The 15,656-nt window shown below is 68.6% G+C and carries 12 protein-coding genes and 2 tRNA genes; 3 read left to right on the top strand and 11 right to left on the bottom strand.

From position 1 onward, the window contains the following. Positions 1 to 36 precede the first annotated feature (36 nt). A tRNA-Ala gene (locus tag ACH4D5_RS14095) sits at positions 37 to 109 on the bottom strand. Positions 110 to 292: 183 nt separating this feature from the next. Here ACH4D5_RS14095 and ACH4D5_RS14090 point away from each other — a divergent pair. Then, positions 293 to 841: a hypothetical protein gene (locus ACH4D5_RS14090; RefSeq protein ID WP_055527494.1), complete on the top strand. Its 549-nt coding sequence runs from the start codon at positions 293 to 295 to the stop codon at positions 839 to 841. 51 nt (positions 842 to 892) lie between these two features. Continuing rightward, positions 893 to 2,296 carry a serine/threonine-protein kinase gene (locus ACH4D5_RS14085; protein WP_398301875.1) on the top strand — a complete coding sequence of 468 codons (1,404 nt, stop codon included), beginning with the start codon at positions 893 to 895 and terminating at the stop codon, positions 2,294 to 2,296. A 29-nt stretch (positions 2,297 to 2,325) separates the two neighbouring features. Here ACH4D5_RS14085 and ACH4D5_RS14080 read toward each other — a convergent pair whose 3' ends face one another. Together ACH4D5_RS14080 and ACH4D5_RS14075 are read right to left on the bottom strand one after the other, a co-directional pair. Then, positions 2,326 to 3,543 (bottom strand): hypothetical protein, encoded by a 1,218-nt coding sequence (locus ACH4D5_RS14080; protein WP_398301873.1) that lies wholly within the window; start codon positions 3,541 to 3,543, stop codon positions 2,326 to 2,328. A 484-nt stretch (positions 3,544 to 4,027) separates the two neighbouring features. Further along, on the bottom strand, positions 4,028 to 4,156 hold the full coding sequence (locus ACH4D5_RS14075) for a DLW-39 family protein (RefSeq protein WP_003999697.1): 129 nt from the start codon (positions 4,154 to 4,156) through the stop codon (positions 4,028 to 4,030). Between the two features lie 324 nt (positions 4,157 to 4,480). Between ACH4D5_RS14075 and ACH4D5_RS14070 the strand changes: the two genes are divergently transcribed. After that, entirely contained in the window at positions 4,481 to 4,816 is a 336-nt protein-coding gene (locus ACH4D5_RS14070) for a DUF6344 domain-containing protein (protein WP_398301871.1), read from the top strand. A gap of 318 nt (positions 4,817 to 5,134) precedes the next feature. Here the strand turns inward: ACH4D5_RS14070 and ACH4D5_RS14065 are convergent. The 8 genes from ACH4D5_RS14065 to dnaN form a co-directional block, all read right to left on the bottom strand. Continuing rightward, positions 5,135 to 5,211 (bottom strand) — tRNA-Ile (locus ACH4D5_RS14065). 120 nt (positions 5,212 to 5,331) lie between these two features. After that, entirely contained in the window at positions 5,332 to 6,051 is a 720-nt protein-coding gene (locus ACH4D5_RS14060) for a DUF3566 domain-containing protein (protein WP_398301869.1), read from the bottom strand. An 18-nt stretch (positions 6,052 to 6,069) separates the two neighbouring features. Continuing rightward, positions 6,070 to 8,673, bottom strand: a complete 2,604-nt coding sequence (gyrA, locus tag ACH4D5_RS14055) for a DNA gyrase subunit A (protein WP_398301867.1) — start codon at positions 8,671 to 8,673, stop codon at positions 6,070 to 6,072. 43 nt (positions 8,674 to 8,716) lie between these two features. Beyond that, on the bottom strand, positions 8,717 to 10,786 hold the full coding sequence (gene gyrB, locus ACH4D5_RS14050) for a DNA topoisomerase (ATP-hydrolyzing) subunit B (RefSeq protein WP_398301865.1): 2,070 nt from the start codon (positions 10,784 to 10,786) through the stop codon (positions 8,717 to 8,719). Positions 10,787 to 11,051: 265 nt separating this feature from the next. Further along, positions 11,052 to 11,615, bottom strand: coding sequence for a DUF721 domain-containing protein (locus ACH4D5_RS14045; protein ID WP_398301863.1), 564 nt, complete (start codon positions 11,613 to 11,615; stop codon positions 11,052 to 11,054). Continuing rightward, a complete protein-coding gene (gene recF, locus ACH4D5_RS14040) occupies positions 11,612 to 12,733 on the bottom strand; it encodes a DNA replication/repair protein RecF (RefSeq protein WP_398301861.1) in 1,122 nt (373 codons plus the stop codon). The genes ACH4D5_RS14045 and recF overlap by 4 nt, the downstream gene beginning before the upstream one ends. 81 nt (positions 12,734 to 12,814) lie before the next feature. Beyond that, positions 12,815 to 13,699, bottom strand: coding sequence for a phosphogluconate dehydrogenase (NAD(+)-dependent, decarboxylating) (gnd, locus tag ACH4D5_RS14035; RefSeq protein WP_398301859.1), 885 nt, complete (start codon positions 13,697 to 13,699; stop codon positions 12,815 to 12,817). An 89-nt stretch (positions 13,700 to 13,788) separates the two neighbouring features. After that, positions 13,789 to 14,919, bottom strand: coding sequence for a DNA polymerase III subunit beta (gene dnaN / locus ACH4D5_RS14030; protein ID WP_150169944.1), 1,131 nt, complete (start codon positions 14,917 to 14,919; stop codon positions 13,789 to 13,791). Between the last annotated feature and the right edge of the window lie 737 nt (positions 14,920 to 15,656).

Below are 15,656 nucleotides of genomic sequence, written 5' to 3'. Positions count from 1 at the left end.
CCTGTGTTTCCACAGGTCAGAGGGGCTTTACGGTTGTGGAGCCTAGGGGAGTCGAACCCCTGACATCTGCCATGCAAAGACAGCGCTCTACCAACTGAGCTAAGGCCCCGCGAGAGATACATCGAACCGGAGGAACCACGTCCCGGCGTGCATCGCAGACCAGAGTACCGGGTCACCCCCCCGATCTCGCAAAAGGATTGGGACTCCCGGTCCACGACCACGCTCCGTAAGATGCACGACGTGGTTCGCGGCAGCGAACCGCGGTCTTAGGGGAAGCGATGGGGAGACGCACATGGACGCCGCACAGCAGGACACCACCGCGAGAGCACGAGAGCTCCAGCGGAACTGGTACGGGGAGCCGCTGGGAGCGCTCTTCCGCCGCCTCATCGACGATCTGGGACTGAACCAGGCACGCCTCGCCGGAGTCCTCGGCCTGTCCGCGCCCATGCTGTCCCAGCTGATGAGCGGCCAGCGCGCCAAGATCGGCAACCCCGCCGTCGTCCAGCGCGTCCAGCTCCTCCAGGAACTGGCGGGCCAGGTCGCGGACGGCAGCGTCAGCGCCGCCGAGGCCACCGACCGCATGGACGAGATCAAGAAGTCCCAGGGCGGCTCCGTCCTCACCAACACCGCGCAGACGGCGACCAGTTCGGGTGCCCCCACGGTGAAGCGCGTGGTGCGCGAGATCCAGTCACTGCTGCGCTCCGTCGCCGCGGCCGGCGACATCATCGATGCCGCCGACTCCCTCGCCCCGACCCACCCGGAGCTGGCAGAGTTCCTCCGGGTGTACGGCGCCGGGCGCACCGCGGACGCGGTCGCCCACTACGAGGCGCACCAGAGCTGAGCCGTCGACCGGGCCGCCGCGCGCGGCCCGGAAGGGGAGCGGAGCGCGACCATGGGTGAGGTCTTCGCCGGCCGGTACGAACTGGTCGACCCGATCGGACGCGGGGGAGTCGGAGCGGTCTGGCGCGCCTGGGACCACCGGCGACACCGGTACGTGGCCGCCAAGGTCCTGCAACAGAGCGACGCACACTCCCTGTTGAGATTCGTACGGGAGCAGTCCTTGCGGATCGACCACCCGCATGTGCTCGCGCCCGCCAGCTGGGCCGCCGACGACGACAAGGTCCTGTTCACCATGGACCTGATCGGCGGCGGCTCACTGGCGCACGTGATCGGGGACTACGGCCCACTGCCGCCCCGCTTCGTCTGCGCCCTCCTCGACCAACTCCTCTCCGGCCTCGCGGCCGTCCACGCCGAAGGCGTCGTCCACCGCGACATCAAGCCCGCCAACATCCTGCTGGAAGCCACCGGCGCCGGGCGCCCGCATCTGCGCCTGTCCGACTTCGGCATCTCGATGCGCAAGGGCGAGCCACGGCTGACCGAGACCGACTACGTGGTGGGGACGCCCGGCTACTTCGCCCCCGAGCAGATGCTGGGCGCCGAACCGGACTTCACCGCCGACCTCTTCGCCGTCGGCCTGGTCGCCCTGTACCTCCTGGAAGGCGCCAAGCCGGACGCCAAAGCACTGATCGAGTACTTCGCCGAACACGGCACGCCGCAGGCCCCGCAGGGCGTGCCCGAGCCCCTCTGGCAGGTCATCGCCACCCTTCTCCAACCGAACCCCCAGGCGCGCTTCCGGACCGCCACGGGGGCGCGCAAGGCGCTGGCATCGGCCGCGGAGATGCTGCCCGAGCCGGGCCCGGACGACGAACTCATCGAGGTCTTCGATCAACTCCCCCCTCTGCCCACGGGTTTCGGCCCCGAGGGTCCTCTCGCTGCCACACCGCGCCCGGGCTCCGCACCTCGCCATGCGCGCCCCACGCCCGGGCACCGGTCACCCGGCATGGCCTCGACACCGCCGTCGCCGCCTCCGCCTGCACCTGCACCAGCGCCTCCGACGCGGACCCCGCCACCGATTCCGACCTCCACTCCGACTCCGACCCCCACTCCGGCTCCGGGTCCGCCTCCCGCCTCGGCCCCCGAGCCAACGTCAGGTCGGCTGCAACCTCCCTTGCCGTCCACTCCCCCCACTCCGATGCCCCTACAGGCACCGACACCTGCACCCGATCTCACCGTCACGTCCTCGGCGCCGCGCGCTCACGCTCACGCCTCTACTTATCCATACACCGCTCACGCCGCCCAGGTTCCGCCCCCGAACCACCCAATTCCCCAGCCCCAATCCGCGGCTTCCTCCACTCTGCCGAGGCGCCCTGGGCCGCCCGCGAAGGTAGCGGTGCCGATGCTGCTCATAGCGCTGACCTGCCTCACGATCGGCGTCTGGGCACTCACGCAGCTTTGACGAGCGAGGCGAGGCCCGGCGCCCCACCCTCACCAGCCCCGCGGCGGCCCGAACTGCCCGAACTGCCCGGACTGCGCGACCACGGGAGCCGACGCTGCCGCCGATGCCGATTCCGCTTCGGATGCACTCGACGCCCTGCGCCGCGCGATCAGCGTCCACAAGCCGAGGGCCGCGAGCAGGACCACGCCGGTCCCGATGCCCCCGGCGGCGATGACCACCATCAGCCCGTCGTCGTCCCCACCAGAACTCGCACCGGGCCCGGTCGCCGTCTCCCCGCGCTCCGCCGCCGCCGTGTCCCGCTCCGTGACGCCGAAATTCTCGGCGGGCTCGGGCGTTCCCGCGTACGAGGGCCCGGGCCGCGGCGACCCGTCGATGTCCACCCGTAGCGTCAGTTCCAGCGGGGCGGCGCCGAACTTCTCCGCGACGTCCGGGCTGAGGTGGACCGCCAGGTAGTACCAGCCGGCGAAGCGCATGGCGGCGACTTCGTCGGTGAGGGCGAAGCGGTTCTCGTACGCGACCGGCGGCAGCGGGTCCAGGACCGTCGACTTCTGCCTGCCGTCGTACGCCGTGTCAGCGTCGTCGACCTGCGCACGCACCGGGTTGGACAGTGACACGACCAACGCGGATGAGACGTACCCCGCGTCCCGAGCCGCCCCGCGACCAACTCCACCCGAACTGCCGAGCTCCGCTGCGACCGACAGTTGCTGCCCCCAGTCGACCGGGACGCGGTAGAAGAGGGTCTCCCCGGGTGCGATGTCGGCCCCCCACACCCCCTTCTCCAGCCCCCGGGCCGTGTTGAAGCCCGTGCCGCCCCCGCGATGCTTCCGCTCTCCCGACGGGAGTACAGGAGCCGCGGAGTTCCACGACTCCGGCGGAGCGGTCGCGCTTCCCGTCCGCAGCGCGGGCTCTGACGCCACGTGCAGTTCCAGATCCCAGGTCTCCAGAGCGGCACTGGAGGCTCTGGCCCGCTCGACAAGCACGTAATACGTACCCGCGCCTCTACAGCTCTTCTCCTCGGGGCCGACCCTGCGCACTGCCGTGGCCGTGATCGGGCGCGGGCTCTCCGAAGAGCCGAACCGCGCCTCTTCCGCCTCCAGAGGGCTGCAGTTGTTGCCGTCGGGATCCTGTACGGACACCTTGACCCCGTCGGCGTAGGAGACCCTCGTACCGAGCTTCGGGACAGATGTGACCGAGACGTACACGCTGTCCTCCGCCCTGAGCTGCAGGCGGTAAAAACGCTGCCCCACGCGCGGGAGGGAGCTTTTGTACGTCTTACCGGGGCTGAGCCGAGGCCCTTCGACATTGCTCGTCGCGCCCTCGACTGTCTCGACGCCCTCGGCAAAGGCGTACGGGCCGGGTGACGGCCCCGCAGTCACGCCCTGACCCGTGTCCCCAGCCTGGCCGATGGCCCCGGCCTGCCGCATGGCCCCGGCCTGCCCGGAACCCACCGCCACCACGCACAACGCCGCGACCACAGCCGCAGCCGAGCCCCCGCGCAGCCTCCACCTCCGCCGCCCCATCACGCGTCACCCCTCGCCGCGAACCCAGCCGTCCCACCCATCCCGACCGTCCTGCCCGCCGACCGCCGCGCGGACACCACCACGAGCCCACCACCGACGCAACTGCGCCACCCCAGCGTTTGCATAGGCAAGCGCTCGATTAACAAACGCGAACAGCACAAAGCCCCGGCCGCAAAAGCGACCGGGGCCTGTAAGTGACTGTTGTCGGTACTCACGAACCCGTGGGCACGGAGTCAGTCGCCTCCGTCCACAGATCCTGCTCGGCGCGATCCGCCTGGATCTGGCGGTACACGAGGAGCCCGCCGATGGCGGCCAGTGCGACCAGGAGAAGCTTCTTCACCGCGCGACCTCGTCTTTCCTTGACGTAGGGGACTTCTGGCGCCCGACTATACACACCGAGCGATATCGATCGGTGACCTGGATCCGCCCCAACTCCCGCCCTGCGCGGCGCAGTCGAAACGGACCTCGGCGCTCCGCCCGGGCCCCCGCCCCGACTGTGACTTTCGCCGCTTTGCCCCTTTCTCGGCTTTCTCGGCGCTCTTGCGGCCATCCGGGTGGTGTTCATCTGAACATCCACGCGCCACGAGCGTCGGTCCACCACTCTCAGCCCCACATACACATCATGAGGAAAGTACGCAAATCGCCCAACCCGAATTGAGGGGCCATGACCGGCAACAAGGCCATGAAGCTGTGGACCACGATCGTCACCGCCTTCCTCGCGCTCTTCGCCGCGCTGGGACTCACCACGACGGCCACCGCGGCCACGGCGGTACAGGAGACCACGAACGCACGCAACGCCACGGCGTGCGTGACCGCGCCGATGACGGCCCTCTGGGCGGCAGCGTACGAACGGTCCTTGCCCCCGACGATGAAGCAGCGCATCCGCGCCGAGGCCCACGGCTCGTCCCCGAGTTGCCGGCACCTGCCGCCCACGGACATGGACGCGGACACCGAGACCGAGTCCCCCGCGCATGAGCCGGTCCTCGCCTCGGAGCCGTAACCCCGGCCCCGCGCCCAGGGCACACGCCCTCGTAAACCTCAGAAGACCCCCGGCCGCCACAGGCCGGGGGTCTTCTTCATTAGCTGCCGCTTCACTGGCTGCCGCTTCATTGGCTATCGCTTCATTGGCTATCGCTTCATTGGCTACCGCCTCGCCTGTCCCCGACGAGAGCCACAAGGGGAGCCCGGCCAGCTCCCCTGAAGAGCAGAGGGAGGGCAGGCACAGGAAGAGCCCAGACAGAAGGAGCACAGGAGGAGCTCAGAAGCCCCCCCCGGAAACGCCAGAACCCCCAACCGTGACCGGTTGGGGGTTCCGTGCTGGTGGGGCTAACAGGATTTGAACCTGTGGCCTCATCCTTATCAGGGATGCGCTCTAACCAACTGAGCTATAGCCCCGCCGCGCTGCGGTGTATGTCCCGCGCGCTGACCTCTGAAGATTAGCGCACCTGGGCGCCAGTCCCAAAATCGATACCCGCGCGCGGGGAGGGCGGCCACGAAGGCACAGCTACGAGAGAGCTACTCGTCCTCGGCCAGGGTCAGCTCGACGCCGCCCACGAAGCCCGCGGAGAGGTTGTAGATGAAGGCACCCAGCGTCGCCAGAGCCGTCGCCAGGACGACGTCGATGACCGCGATGATCGTCGTGAACATCAGGACGCGCGGCAGCGACAGGAAGGACTGCAGGTCGAAGCCGTTGGACTCGTTCGATCCTGTCGCCTCGGAGATCGTGCCGCCGACCGTGGAGAAGACGCCCATCGCGTCCATGACCATCCACAGGACGGCCGCCGCGACGATCGTGCAGATGCCGAGCGCGATGGAGAGCAGGAAGCTGACCTTCATCACCGACCAGGGGTCGGCCTTGGCCACCCGGAGCCGCGCCTTGCGCGTGCGCGGCGTGGTGCGCGCCCCGGTGCGCGGCAGGCGTGCACCACCGGCCTGAGCGCCCTGCTGATACGCCTGCGGCGGATGGTACGGCTGGGACGACTGCTGCTGGGGCTGTCGCTCCCCCGGCAGCGCCCCGCCCGCCTTCTTCTTGTTCTTGCCCTTGCCCGCCGTGTACGAGGCGTCGTACTGGTCAGCGGCCTGACCAGCGGTCTCTGGCCCTCGGGTGTCCGTCACAGTCCCCCCCTGGGATCCATGAGACTCGTCTGAGTCGTGTGCATCAGTGGCGGAGCCACGGGCACCTTCCGTGCCGGTAGTGCCGGTCCGATTCGCCCCGGCGCCCGTGGCTCCACTCACGATGACTCACTCCTCGCGCTACTCGGCCGAGGAGTCCATGCCCTCGTCCGTACCGGCGGCCGGCTCGGCACCGTCCGATTCGTCGACGACGATGTCCCCGTCGACTTCTTCGGCCTCGCGCCCGGCCTCGGCGTTACGAGCGATACCGACCACGGCATCGCGCTTGCCCAGGTTGATCAGTTGGACGCCCATGGTGTCACGGCCCGTCTCCCTGATCTCGTTGACTCGCGTACGAATCACACCGCCGGACAGCGTGATGGCGAGGATCTCGTCGGTCTCCTCGACCACCAGGGCGCCGACGAGCGAGCCGCGGTCCTCCACGATCTTGGCGGCCTTGATGCCGAGGCCACCGCGACCCTGGACGCGGTACTCGTCGACGTTGGTCCGCTTCGCGTACCCACCGTCGGTGGCGGTGAACACGAACGTACCTGGACGAACGACATTCATCGAGAGCAGCTCGTCGCCGTCGCGGAAACTCATTCCCTTGACGCCCGAAGTGGCGCGGCCCATCGGGCGCAGCGCGTCGTCCGTTGCGGTGAACCGGATCGACTGGGCCTTCTTGCTGATGAGCAGCAGGTCGTCCTCGGCCGATACGAGCTCGGCACCGATCAGTTCGTCGTCCGAACCGTCCTCCGTCTCACGGAGGTTGATGGCGATGACGCCACCCGACCGCGGCGAGTCGTAGTCCTTCAGAGAGGTCTTCTTGACCAGGCCGCCCTTGGTGGCGAGCACCAGGTAGGGCACCGCTTCGTAGTCACGGATCGCGAGGATCTCGGCGATCTGCTCGTCCGGCTGGAAGGCGAGGAGGTTGGCGACGTGCTGGCCGCGGGCCTCGCGGCCGGCGTCGGGCAGCTCGTACGCCTTCGCACGGTAGACGCGGCCCTTGTTCGTGAAGAACAGCAGCCAGTGGTGCGTCGTCGAGACGAAGAAGTGGTCGACGATGTCGTCCTGCTTCAGCTTCGTGCCGCGCACGCCCTTGCCGCCGCGCTTCTGCGAGCGGTAGTCCTCCGTCTTGGTGCGCTTGATGTAGCCGCCGCGCGTGATGGTGACGACGATGTCTTCTTCGGCGATCAGGTCCTCCATGGACATGTCGCCGTCGAAGGGCACCAGGGCGGAGCGACGGTCCTCGCCGAACTTGTCGACGATCGCCGCGAGCTCGTCGCTGATGATCTGGCGCTGCTTCTGGGGGGAGGCCAGGATCGAGTTGTACTCGTTGATCTTCGCCTGGAGCTCGTCGTGCTCGGCGACGATCTTCTGGCGCTCCAGGGCGGCGAGCCGGCGCAGCTGCATCTCGAGGATGGCGTTGGCCTGGATCTCGTCGATCGAGAGGAGGCCCATGAGGCCCTCGCGCGCGATGTCGACGGTCTGGCTGCCGCGGATGAGCGCGATGACCTCGTCGATGGCGTCCAGGGCCTTGAGGAGGCCGCGCAGGATGTGCGCCCGCTCCTCGGCCTTGCGCAGCCGGAACTTCGTGCGCCGGACGATGACCTCGACCTGGTGCGTCACCCAGTGGCGGATGAACGCGTCCAGCGAGAGGGTGCGCGGCACACCGTCGACCAGGGCCAGCATGTTGGCGCTGAAGTTCGACTGCAGGTCGGTGTGCTTGTAGAGGTTGTTCAGGACGACCTTGGCGACCGCGTCACGCTTCAGGACGATGACGAGGCGCTGGCCGGTGCGCGAGGACGACTCGTCGCGGACGTCGGCGATGCCGCCGACCTTGCCGTCCTTGACCAGGTCGGCGATCTTCTGCGCGAGGTTGTCGGGGTTGGTCTGGTACGGCAGCTCGGTGACGACCAGGCACTGGCGGTTCTGGATCTCCTCGACCGCGACGACCGCGCGCATCGTGATGGAGCCACGGCCCGTGCGGTACGCCTCCTCGATGCCCTTGCGGCCCACTACCAGGGCACCGGTCGGGAAGTCGGGGCCCTTGATGCGCTCGATGAGGGCGTCGAGCAGCTCCTCGTGCGAGGCGTCGGGGTGCTCCAGGGCCCACTGCGCGCCCGCCGCGACCTCGCGGAGGTTGTGCGGCGGGATGTTGGTCGCCATGCCGACCGCGATGCCCGCCGAACCGTTGATCAGCAGGTTCGGGAAGCGCGCGGGCAGGACCGTCGGCTCCTGGTTGCGGCCGTCGTAGTTGTCCGTGAAGTCGACGGTCTCCTCGTCGATGTCACGGACCATCTCCATGGCCAGCGGCGCCATCTTGCACTCGGTGTACCGCATGGCGGCCGCCGGGTCGTTGCCCGGGGAGCCGAAGTTGCCGTTGGAGTCCACCAGCGGCATCCGCATCGACCACGGCTGGGCGAGGCGCACCAGGGCGTCGTAGATGGAGGAGTCACCGTGCGGGTGGTACGTGCCCATGACGTCGCCGACGACGCGGGCGCACTTGTAGAAGCCCTTCTCGGGGCGGTAGCCGCCGTCGTACATCGCGTACAGGACGCGGCGGTGGACGGGCTTCAGACCGTCGCGTACGTCGGGCAGCGCGCGGGACACGATGACGGACATCGCGTAATCGAGGTACGAGCGCTGCATCTCCGTCTCGAGCCCGACGGGCTCGACACGCATGCCCACACCAGGAACGGCGGGTTCCTCTTCGGGCGTCACAGGGGTGTTCTCGTCGGCCATTGCTGGTCAAAGTCCTTTCGAGGTGCGGCTTGTACGGGCCGACTCAGATGTCGAGGAAACGGACGTCCTTGGCGTTGCGCTGGATGAACGAGCGCCGTGCCTCGACGTCCTCTCCCATCAGCACCGAGAAGAGGTCGTCGGCCTGTGCCGCGTCGTCCAGGGTCACCTGGCCGAGCACGCGGTGCTCCTGGTCCATCGTGGTGATGCGGAGCTCCTCGGCGTTCATCTCGCCGAGACCCTTGAAGCGCTGGACCGAGTCGTCCCTGATGCGCTTGCCGGCCTGGCGGCCGAGCTCCACCAGGGCATCGCGCTCTCGGTCGGAGTACGCGTACTGGAAGTCGTCCCGCGACCACTTGATCTTGTAGAGCGGCGGGCGCGACAGGTAGATGTGCCCGTGCTCGACCAGCGGCCGCATGAAGCGGAAGAGGAACGTCAGGAGCAGCGTGTTGATGTGCTGGCCGTCGACATCAGCGTCCGCCATCAAGATGATCTTGTGATAGCGGAGCTTCTCGATGTCGAAGTCCTCGTGCACACCGGTGCCGAAGGCCGAGATGAGGGCCTGGACTTCCTGGTTGTGCAGGATCTTGTCGACGCGCGCCTTCTCGACGTTCAGGATCTTGCCCCGGATGGGCAGGATCGCCTGGTACATCGGGTCGCGGCCGGACTTGGCCGAGCCACCGGCGGAGTCACCCTCGACGATGAAGATCTCGCACTTGGTGGGGTCGTTCGACTGGCAGTCGCTGAGCTTGCCGGGCAGCGACGCCGTCTCCAGCAGGCCCTTGCGGCGGGTCAGGTCGCGCGCCTTGCGGGCGGCCACGCGCGCGGTGGCGGCCTGGATGCCCTTGCGGATGATGTCCGCGGCCTCGTTGGGGTTCCGGTCGAACCAGTCCGTGAGGTGCTCGTGCACGACCTTCTGGACGAAGGTCTTCGCCTCCGTGTTGCCCAGCTTGGTCTTCGTCTGGCCCTCGAACTGCGGCTCGCCGAGCTTGACCGAGATGATCGCGGTCAGACCCTCGCGAATGTCCTCACCGGTGAGGTTGTCGTCCTTCTCACGGAGGAGCTTCTTCTCGCGCGCGTAGCGGTTCACCAGGCCCGTCAGGGCAGCCCTGAAGCCCTCTTCGTGCGTACCGCCCTCGTGCGTGTGGATCGTGTTCGCGAAGGAGTACACGCCCTCGGTGTACTGCGAGTTCCACTGCATCGCGATCTCGACCGAGAGCAAGCGCTCCTTGTCCTCGGCCTCGACGTCGATGACGGTCGGGTGGACGACCTCGCCCTTGCGGGAGTTGAGGTACTTCACGAAGTCGACGATGCCGCCTTCGTAGTGGTACGTGACCGTGCGGGCCTCGGCGGCCTCGTCGTCGGTCGCCTCGGCCGAGTCGGCACCCGCCGTGGCCTTCGCCGAGTCGCGCTCATCAGTGAGTTTGATCGTCAAACCCTTGTTGAGGAACGCCATCTCCTGGAAACGCCGTGCCAGCGTCTCGAAGGAGTACTCGGTCGTCTCGAAGACGTCCGGGTCGGCCCAGAAGGTGACCGTGGTGCCCGACTCCTCGACCCGCTCGTGCTTGGCGAGCGGGGCCGTCGGCACACCCAGCTTGTAGTCCTGGGTCCAGCGGTAGCCGTCGCGCTTGATGTCGACGGCGAGCTTGGTCGAGAGGGCGTTCACCACGGAGACGCCGACGCCGTGCAGACCACCGGAGACGGCGTAGCCACCGCCGCCGAACTTGCCGCCCGCGTGCAGCACGGTCAGGACGACCTCGACGGCGGGCTTCTTCTCCACGGGGTGCATGTCGACCGGGATGCCTCGGCCGTTGTCGACCACGCGCACGCCGCCGTCCGCGAGGATCGTGACGTCGATCGTGTCCGCGTGGCCGGCGAGGGCCTCGTCCACGGAGTTGTCCACGACTTCCTGCACCAGGTGGTGCAGGCCGCGCTCACCGGTCGAACCGATGTACATGCCGGGTCGCTTGCGGACCGCGTCCAGACCCTCGAGGACGGTGATCGCGCTGGCGTCGTACGAGGGCGGTGCCTCGACGTTCTCGCCGGCGGCGGTGGACGGGATGTTCTCGTTGGGGTTGCCGGAATCGGCCACGAAGCGCCCTTTCTGGCACAGCACAAGCCAAGCTCCCGGCGGTGGCCGGAGCGGCTGCGTCGTTCAGCGATAGTCAGCGTTGCTCGGTGCGTCCCACAAGTGGGGCGGGATTAGCTTCCAGTCTACCGGTAGCGCTGACAGTGATGGGGGTTTGCCGGTACCTGAGTCCTCACGTGCCGCCCTGAACCGGGCTCGGCCGACTCCCCATATGCGGCCCAGGGCTCCAGAACGCTCACAGCGGCACTCAGCGCTTCGAGCCGTCAACCGCCAGCAACCGTCACCGACGGGCTCAGCCGTAGGTGTCGCCGGGGCCCGTGCTACCGGGTGCGCGCAAGGGTCCGAAGCGGCGCGGGGGGCCTCCGGGTCCGAGGACCTTGATGAGGCGCACGGTGCCGTGGCCCAGGTCCTCGTTGAGGCGTGCGACCAGCTGGGGGGCCATGAGACGCAGCTGGGTGGCCCACGCCGTGGAGTCGCACTGCACGGTCAGGACACGCTCGTCCTCGTCGTACCGCTGCGGTACGCAGTGGTTGGCCAGGTCGTCGCCGACGATCTGCGGCCAGCGGCCCATCACGCCGCCCACCGCGGCCGGCGTCTCCCAGCCGCGCTCGGTGATCAGACGGTTGATCGCGGAACCGAGCGGCAGCGGATCGCGCCCGTCCGCGCGGGCGCCGGACCGCAGTCCGCCGCGCCGGGCCTGCTTCTTCTGCTGGGCGGCGTCCCCACGCGCGCGTGCCTGCTCCTTGGCGGCACGCAGGGCGACCCTGGCGAGGTCGACGCCGGAGGGCTCGGGTTTCTTCGGGGTCCCCGCGGCGGTGTCCTTGGGGGCGCCCTCGGCAGGCTCTTCGGAGCTCATACGCGGTCCACCGCGCCGTCCGCCACCGTGTACCGCGTGCCGGTGAGCACTCCCGGGACGTCGTCGTCGACCGCGGCCGTGACCAGCACCTGCTCGCCGGGGGCCACCAGCTCCGCGAGCCGCTCCCTGCGACGCGCGTCCAGCTCCGCGAAGACGTCGTCGAGAACAAGCACCGGCTCGTTGCCCTCGGCCCTGAGCAGGTCGTACGAGGCCAGGCGCAGCGACAGGGCGTACGACCAGGACTCGCCGTGGCTCGCGTACCCCTTCGCGGGAAGCTGGCCCAGCTTGAGCAGCAGGTCGTCGCGGTGCGGGCCGATCAGCGTGACGCCCCGCTCGATCTCCTGCTTGCGGGCCTCTTCCAGGGCGGCGATCAGCTGCTCGTAGAGCGCCTCACGGGTGTGCCCGTCGCCGGGTGCCGACGGCTTGTACTCCAGAGAGACGGGGCCGCCGCCGGGTGCCAGCTGTTCGTACGCCTTGTCGGCCAGCGGTTGCAGCGCGGAGATCAGGTCGAGCCGCTGGGCGAGCAGCTCGGCTCCCGCGCGCGCGAGGTGCTGGTCCCAGACGTCGAGCGTGGACAGGTCCATGGAGCGGCCGCCGTGCCGGCGGGCGAGCGCGGCGGACTTCAGGAGGGTGTTGCGCTGCTTCAGGACCCGGTCGTAGTCGGAGCGGACCCCGGCCATGCGCGGGGAGCGCGCGGTGATCAGCTCGTCGAGGAAGCGCCGGCGCTCACCGGGGTCGCCCTTGATCAGCGCGAGGTCCTCGGGCGCGAACAGCACCGTGCGGACGATGCCCAGCACGTCGCGCGGTCTGACCTGCGAGGATCGGTTGATACGGGCGCGGTTGGCGCGGCCGGGATTGAGTTCGAGTTCGATCAGCTGGGACCGCTCGCCCTGGGTGACGGCGGCCCGGATGACGGCCCGCTCCGCGCCCATGCGGACGAGGGGGGCGTCCGAGGAGACCCGGTGGCTGCCGAGTGTGGCGAGATAGCCGACGGCCTCGACGAGGTTGGTCTTGCCCTGTCCGTTCGGGCCCACGAACGCGGTGACGCCCGGGTCGAGAGGGACCTCGACCCGGGCGTACGAGCGGAAGTCGGCCAGCGAGAGATGCGTGACGTGCATGGTGTGCGCCGACCTCCCCCGGCCTACTTCACTTGCTGAGAGGCCTGTGCACAACGGCTGCGGTTGCGCACAGGCTGTGGATCAGTGCTCGCTCTTGGACTCCACCGCGTGGCCACCGAACTGGTTGCGCAGCGCGGCGATCATCTTCATCTGCGGGGAGTCGTCCTGGCGCGAGGCGAACCGGGCGAAGAGCGAGGCCGTGATCGCGGGCAGCGGCACGGCGTTGTCGATGGCGGCCTCCACCGTCCACCGGCCCTCTCCGGAGTCCTGCGCGAAGCCGCGCAGCTTCTCCAGGTGCTCGTCGTCGTCCAGGGCGTTGACCGCGAGGTCGAGCAGCCAGGAACGGATGACGGTGCCCTCCTGCCAGGAGCGGAAGACCTCACGGACGTCCGTGACCGAGTCGACCTTCTCCAGGAGCTCCCAGCCCTCGGCGTAGGCCTGCATCATGGCGTACTCGATGCCGTTGTGGACCATCTTCGCGAAGTGGCCGGCGCCGACCTTGCCCGCGTGCACGGAGCCGAAGTCGCCCTCCGGCTTCAGGGCGTCGAAGATGGGCTGCACCTTGGCGACGTCGTCCGCGTCGCCGCCGTACATCAGGGCGTAGCCGTTCTTGAGGCCCCAGACGCCGCCGGAGACGCCGCAGTCGACGAAGCCGATGCCCTTGGCCTTCAGCTCCTCGGCGTGCTTCTCGTCGTCGGTCCAGCGGGAGTTTCCGCCGTCCACGACGACGTCGCCGGGCTGCAGCAGCTCGGAAAGTTCGTCGATGGTGGACTGGGTCGCGGCCCCTGCCGGGACCATCACCCACACCACCCGCGGGCCCTTGAGTTTGCCCACAAGCTCTTCGAGGCTGGGGACATCCGCGAGGTCCGGGTTGCGGTCGTATCCGATGACGGTGTGACCTGCGCGGCGGATGCGCTCGCGCATGTTGCCGCCCATCTTGCCGAGGCCGACGAGACCGAGCTCCATCAGAGGTTCCTTCACTAGCGAGGTGGCGTTACGGCACTTTCGTACCTGCGTCCGAGCCTACGCCCGGACGCACGCACACACCTGTGGGCTCAGCCGCTCAGACGTACAGGCATGATCAGGTACTTGTAGGCCTCGTCCGCCTCGGCGTCCACGGCCGGCTTGCCGCTCAGCAGCGCGGGCTTCGTCGACGTGGTGAAGGAGAGCTGGGCGACCGGCGAGTCGATGGCGCTGAGGCCGTCGAGCAGGAACGTCGGGTTGAAGGCGATGGAGATGTCGTCGCCGTCCAGCTGGGCGTCGACCCTTTCCACAGCCTGTGCGTCGTCGCTGGAGCCCGCCTCCAGGATCAGCACGCCCTGCTCGAAGCTGAGCCGCACCGGAGTGTTGCGCTCGGCCACCAGGGCCACACGCTTGACGGCCTCTACGAAGGGGGCGGTTTCGATGACCGCGACCGAGTTGAACTCGGTGGGGAACAGCGTGCGGTACTTCGGCAGGTCGCCCTCGAGGAGACGCGTGGTCGTACGCCGACCGGCGCCCTCGAAGCCGATGAGGCCCTCGCCGGCACCGGAGCCCGACAGGGCCAGGGTGACCGTGTCGCCGCTCGTGAGGGCCTTGGCGGTGTCCAGGAGCGTCTTGGCGGGCACCAGGGCCACCGCGGACGCCTCGGGGTTCTCCGGCTTCCACAGGAACTCACGGACCGCGAAGCGGTAGCGGTCGGTGGAGGCCAGGGTGACCGTGTCGCCCTCGATCTCGATGCGCACACCGGTCAGCACCGGCAGCGTGTCGTCGCGGCCGGCGGCGATGGCCACCTGGGAGGCGGCGGAGGCGAAGACCTCACCGGGGACGGTGCCCGTGGCGGTCGGCATCTGCGGCAGCGCGGGGTACTCCTCCACAGGAAGCGTGTGGAGTGTGAATCGCGAGGAGCCGCAGACGACCGTCGCCCGTACACCGTCTGTGGAGATCTCCACCGGGCGGTTGGGGAGGGCGCGGCAGATGTCCGCGAGCAGGCGGCCCGACACGAGGACGGTGCCTTCCTCGTCGATCTCGGCGTCCACCGAGACGCGTGCCGAGACCTCGTAGTCGAAGCTCGACAGGCTCAGTGCGCCTTCCTCGGCCTTCAGCAGCAGGCCTGCGAGGACGGGCGCAGGCGGCCGGGCCGGGAGGCTGCGCGCCGCCCAGGCCACCGCCTCCGCGAGTACGTCGCGTTCAACCCGGATCTTCACCTAAGCCGCCCTCCTGCTGTTGCTGGCTGCTCTCGCCCGCTGGGCCTGTGGCCCTCGTCGTCTGACTCGGTGTCTCTCAGCCATGCCGTGGGAAGGACACCGGGGACCAGTCTGACGCACTGCACTGACAGTCGGTGCCTGTCGGGGTCAAGTCGTGCCGAGCGGTGTCGGAGCTCCGGAGCGAGAGTTGTGCACAGCCCCAGCTTCGAAACCATTTCCCCGGTCTCTCTAGTCGGGAGTAGTAGTAGGGGCTGTGGAAACCGTGGATAACCGTGAAAGCGCTGGTCAGGCCCGGTTTTTTATCCACTGAGCCTGTGGGCGGTGCCGGTGGACAACCAGGTGTTTCTGTGGACGGGCGAAAGTTCTGCACACCCGGTGCACAGGCAGGGGCCACTTCTCCCCAGCGCTGTCCCCAGCTTTACCCAGCTTCCCCACAGGCCAACCGACCACCTTGGTGTGACGCCTTTCACTCGCTCCGGTGAGAAGGCGCGTCGCGTTGCCGAACAGTGGACAGGCGTGTGGAGAAGCTGGGGAAAGCTGGGGACAACGAGCCCGAGCCTGTGGGCCGCCGGTGGACAACTTCATGCACAGCCTGTGGACGAGATTTTTCTCCACAGCCTGTGGAGAGTCTCCGTCCACGAATCCACAGACACCTGACCTGGCCTGATGATCTCTCAGCAGCGTCCCCTGTGGACAGCGTCTGGACAACTTCCCCCTCCCCAGGGTGTGGAAGGGAA

This window comes from Streptomyces sp. NPDC018029, from assembly GCF_044327655.1.
In the GTDB taxonomy this organism is placed as follows: domain Bacteria; phylum Actinomycetota; class Actinomycetes; order Streptomycetales; family Streptomycetaceae; genus Streptomyces.
Note: the sequence above shows the minus strand (reverse complement) of the source record. Positions and strands in the feature narration are given on the sequence as shown.

Bases quoted from the DNA above. Each gene is read 5' to 3' on its own strand.
- ACH4D5_RS14090 (WP_055527494.1), top strand. From the start codon at position 293: ATGGACGCCGCACAGCAGGACACCACCGCGAGAGCACGAGAGCTCCAG.
- ACH4D5_RS14085 (WP_398301875.1), top strand. From the start codon at position 893: ATGGGTGAGGTCTTCGCCGGCCGGTACGAACTGGTCGACCCGATCGGA.
- ACH4D5_RS14070 (WP_398301871.1), top strand. From the start codon at position 4,481: ATGACCGGCAACAAGGCCATGAAGCTGTGGACCACGATCGTCACCGCC.
- gyrA (WP_398301867.1), bottom strand. From the start codon at position 8,673: ATGGCCGACGAGAACACCCCTGTGACGCCCGAAGAGGAACCCGCCGTT.
- ACH4D5_RS14045 (WP_398301863.1), bottom strand. From the start codon at position 11,615: ATGAGCTCCGAAGAGCCTGCCGAGGGCGCCCCCAAGGACACCGCCGCG.
- recF (WP_398301861.1), bottom strand. From the start codon at position 12,733: ATGCACGTCACGCATCTCTCGCTGGCCGACTTCCGCTCGTACGCCCGG.
- gnd (WP_398301859.1), bottom strand. From the start codon at position 13,699: ATGGAGCTCGGTCTCGTCGGCCTCGGCAAGATGGGCGGCAACATGCGC.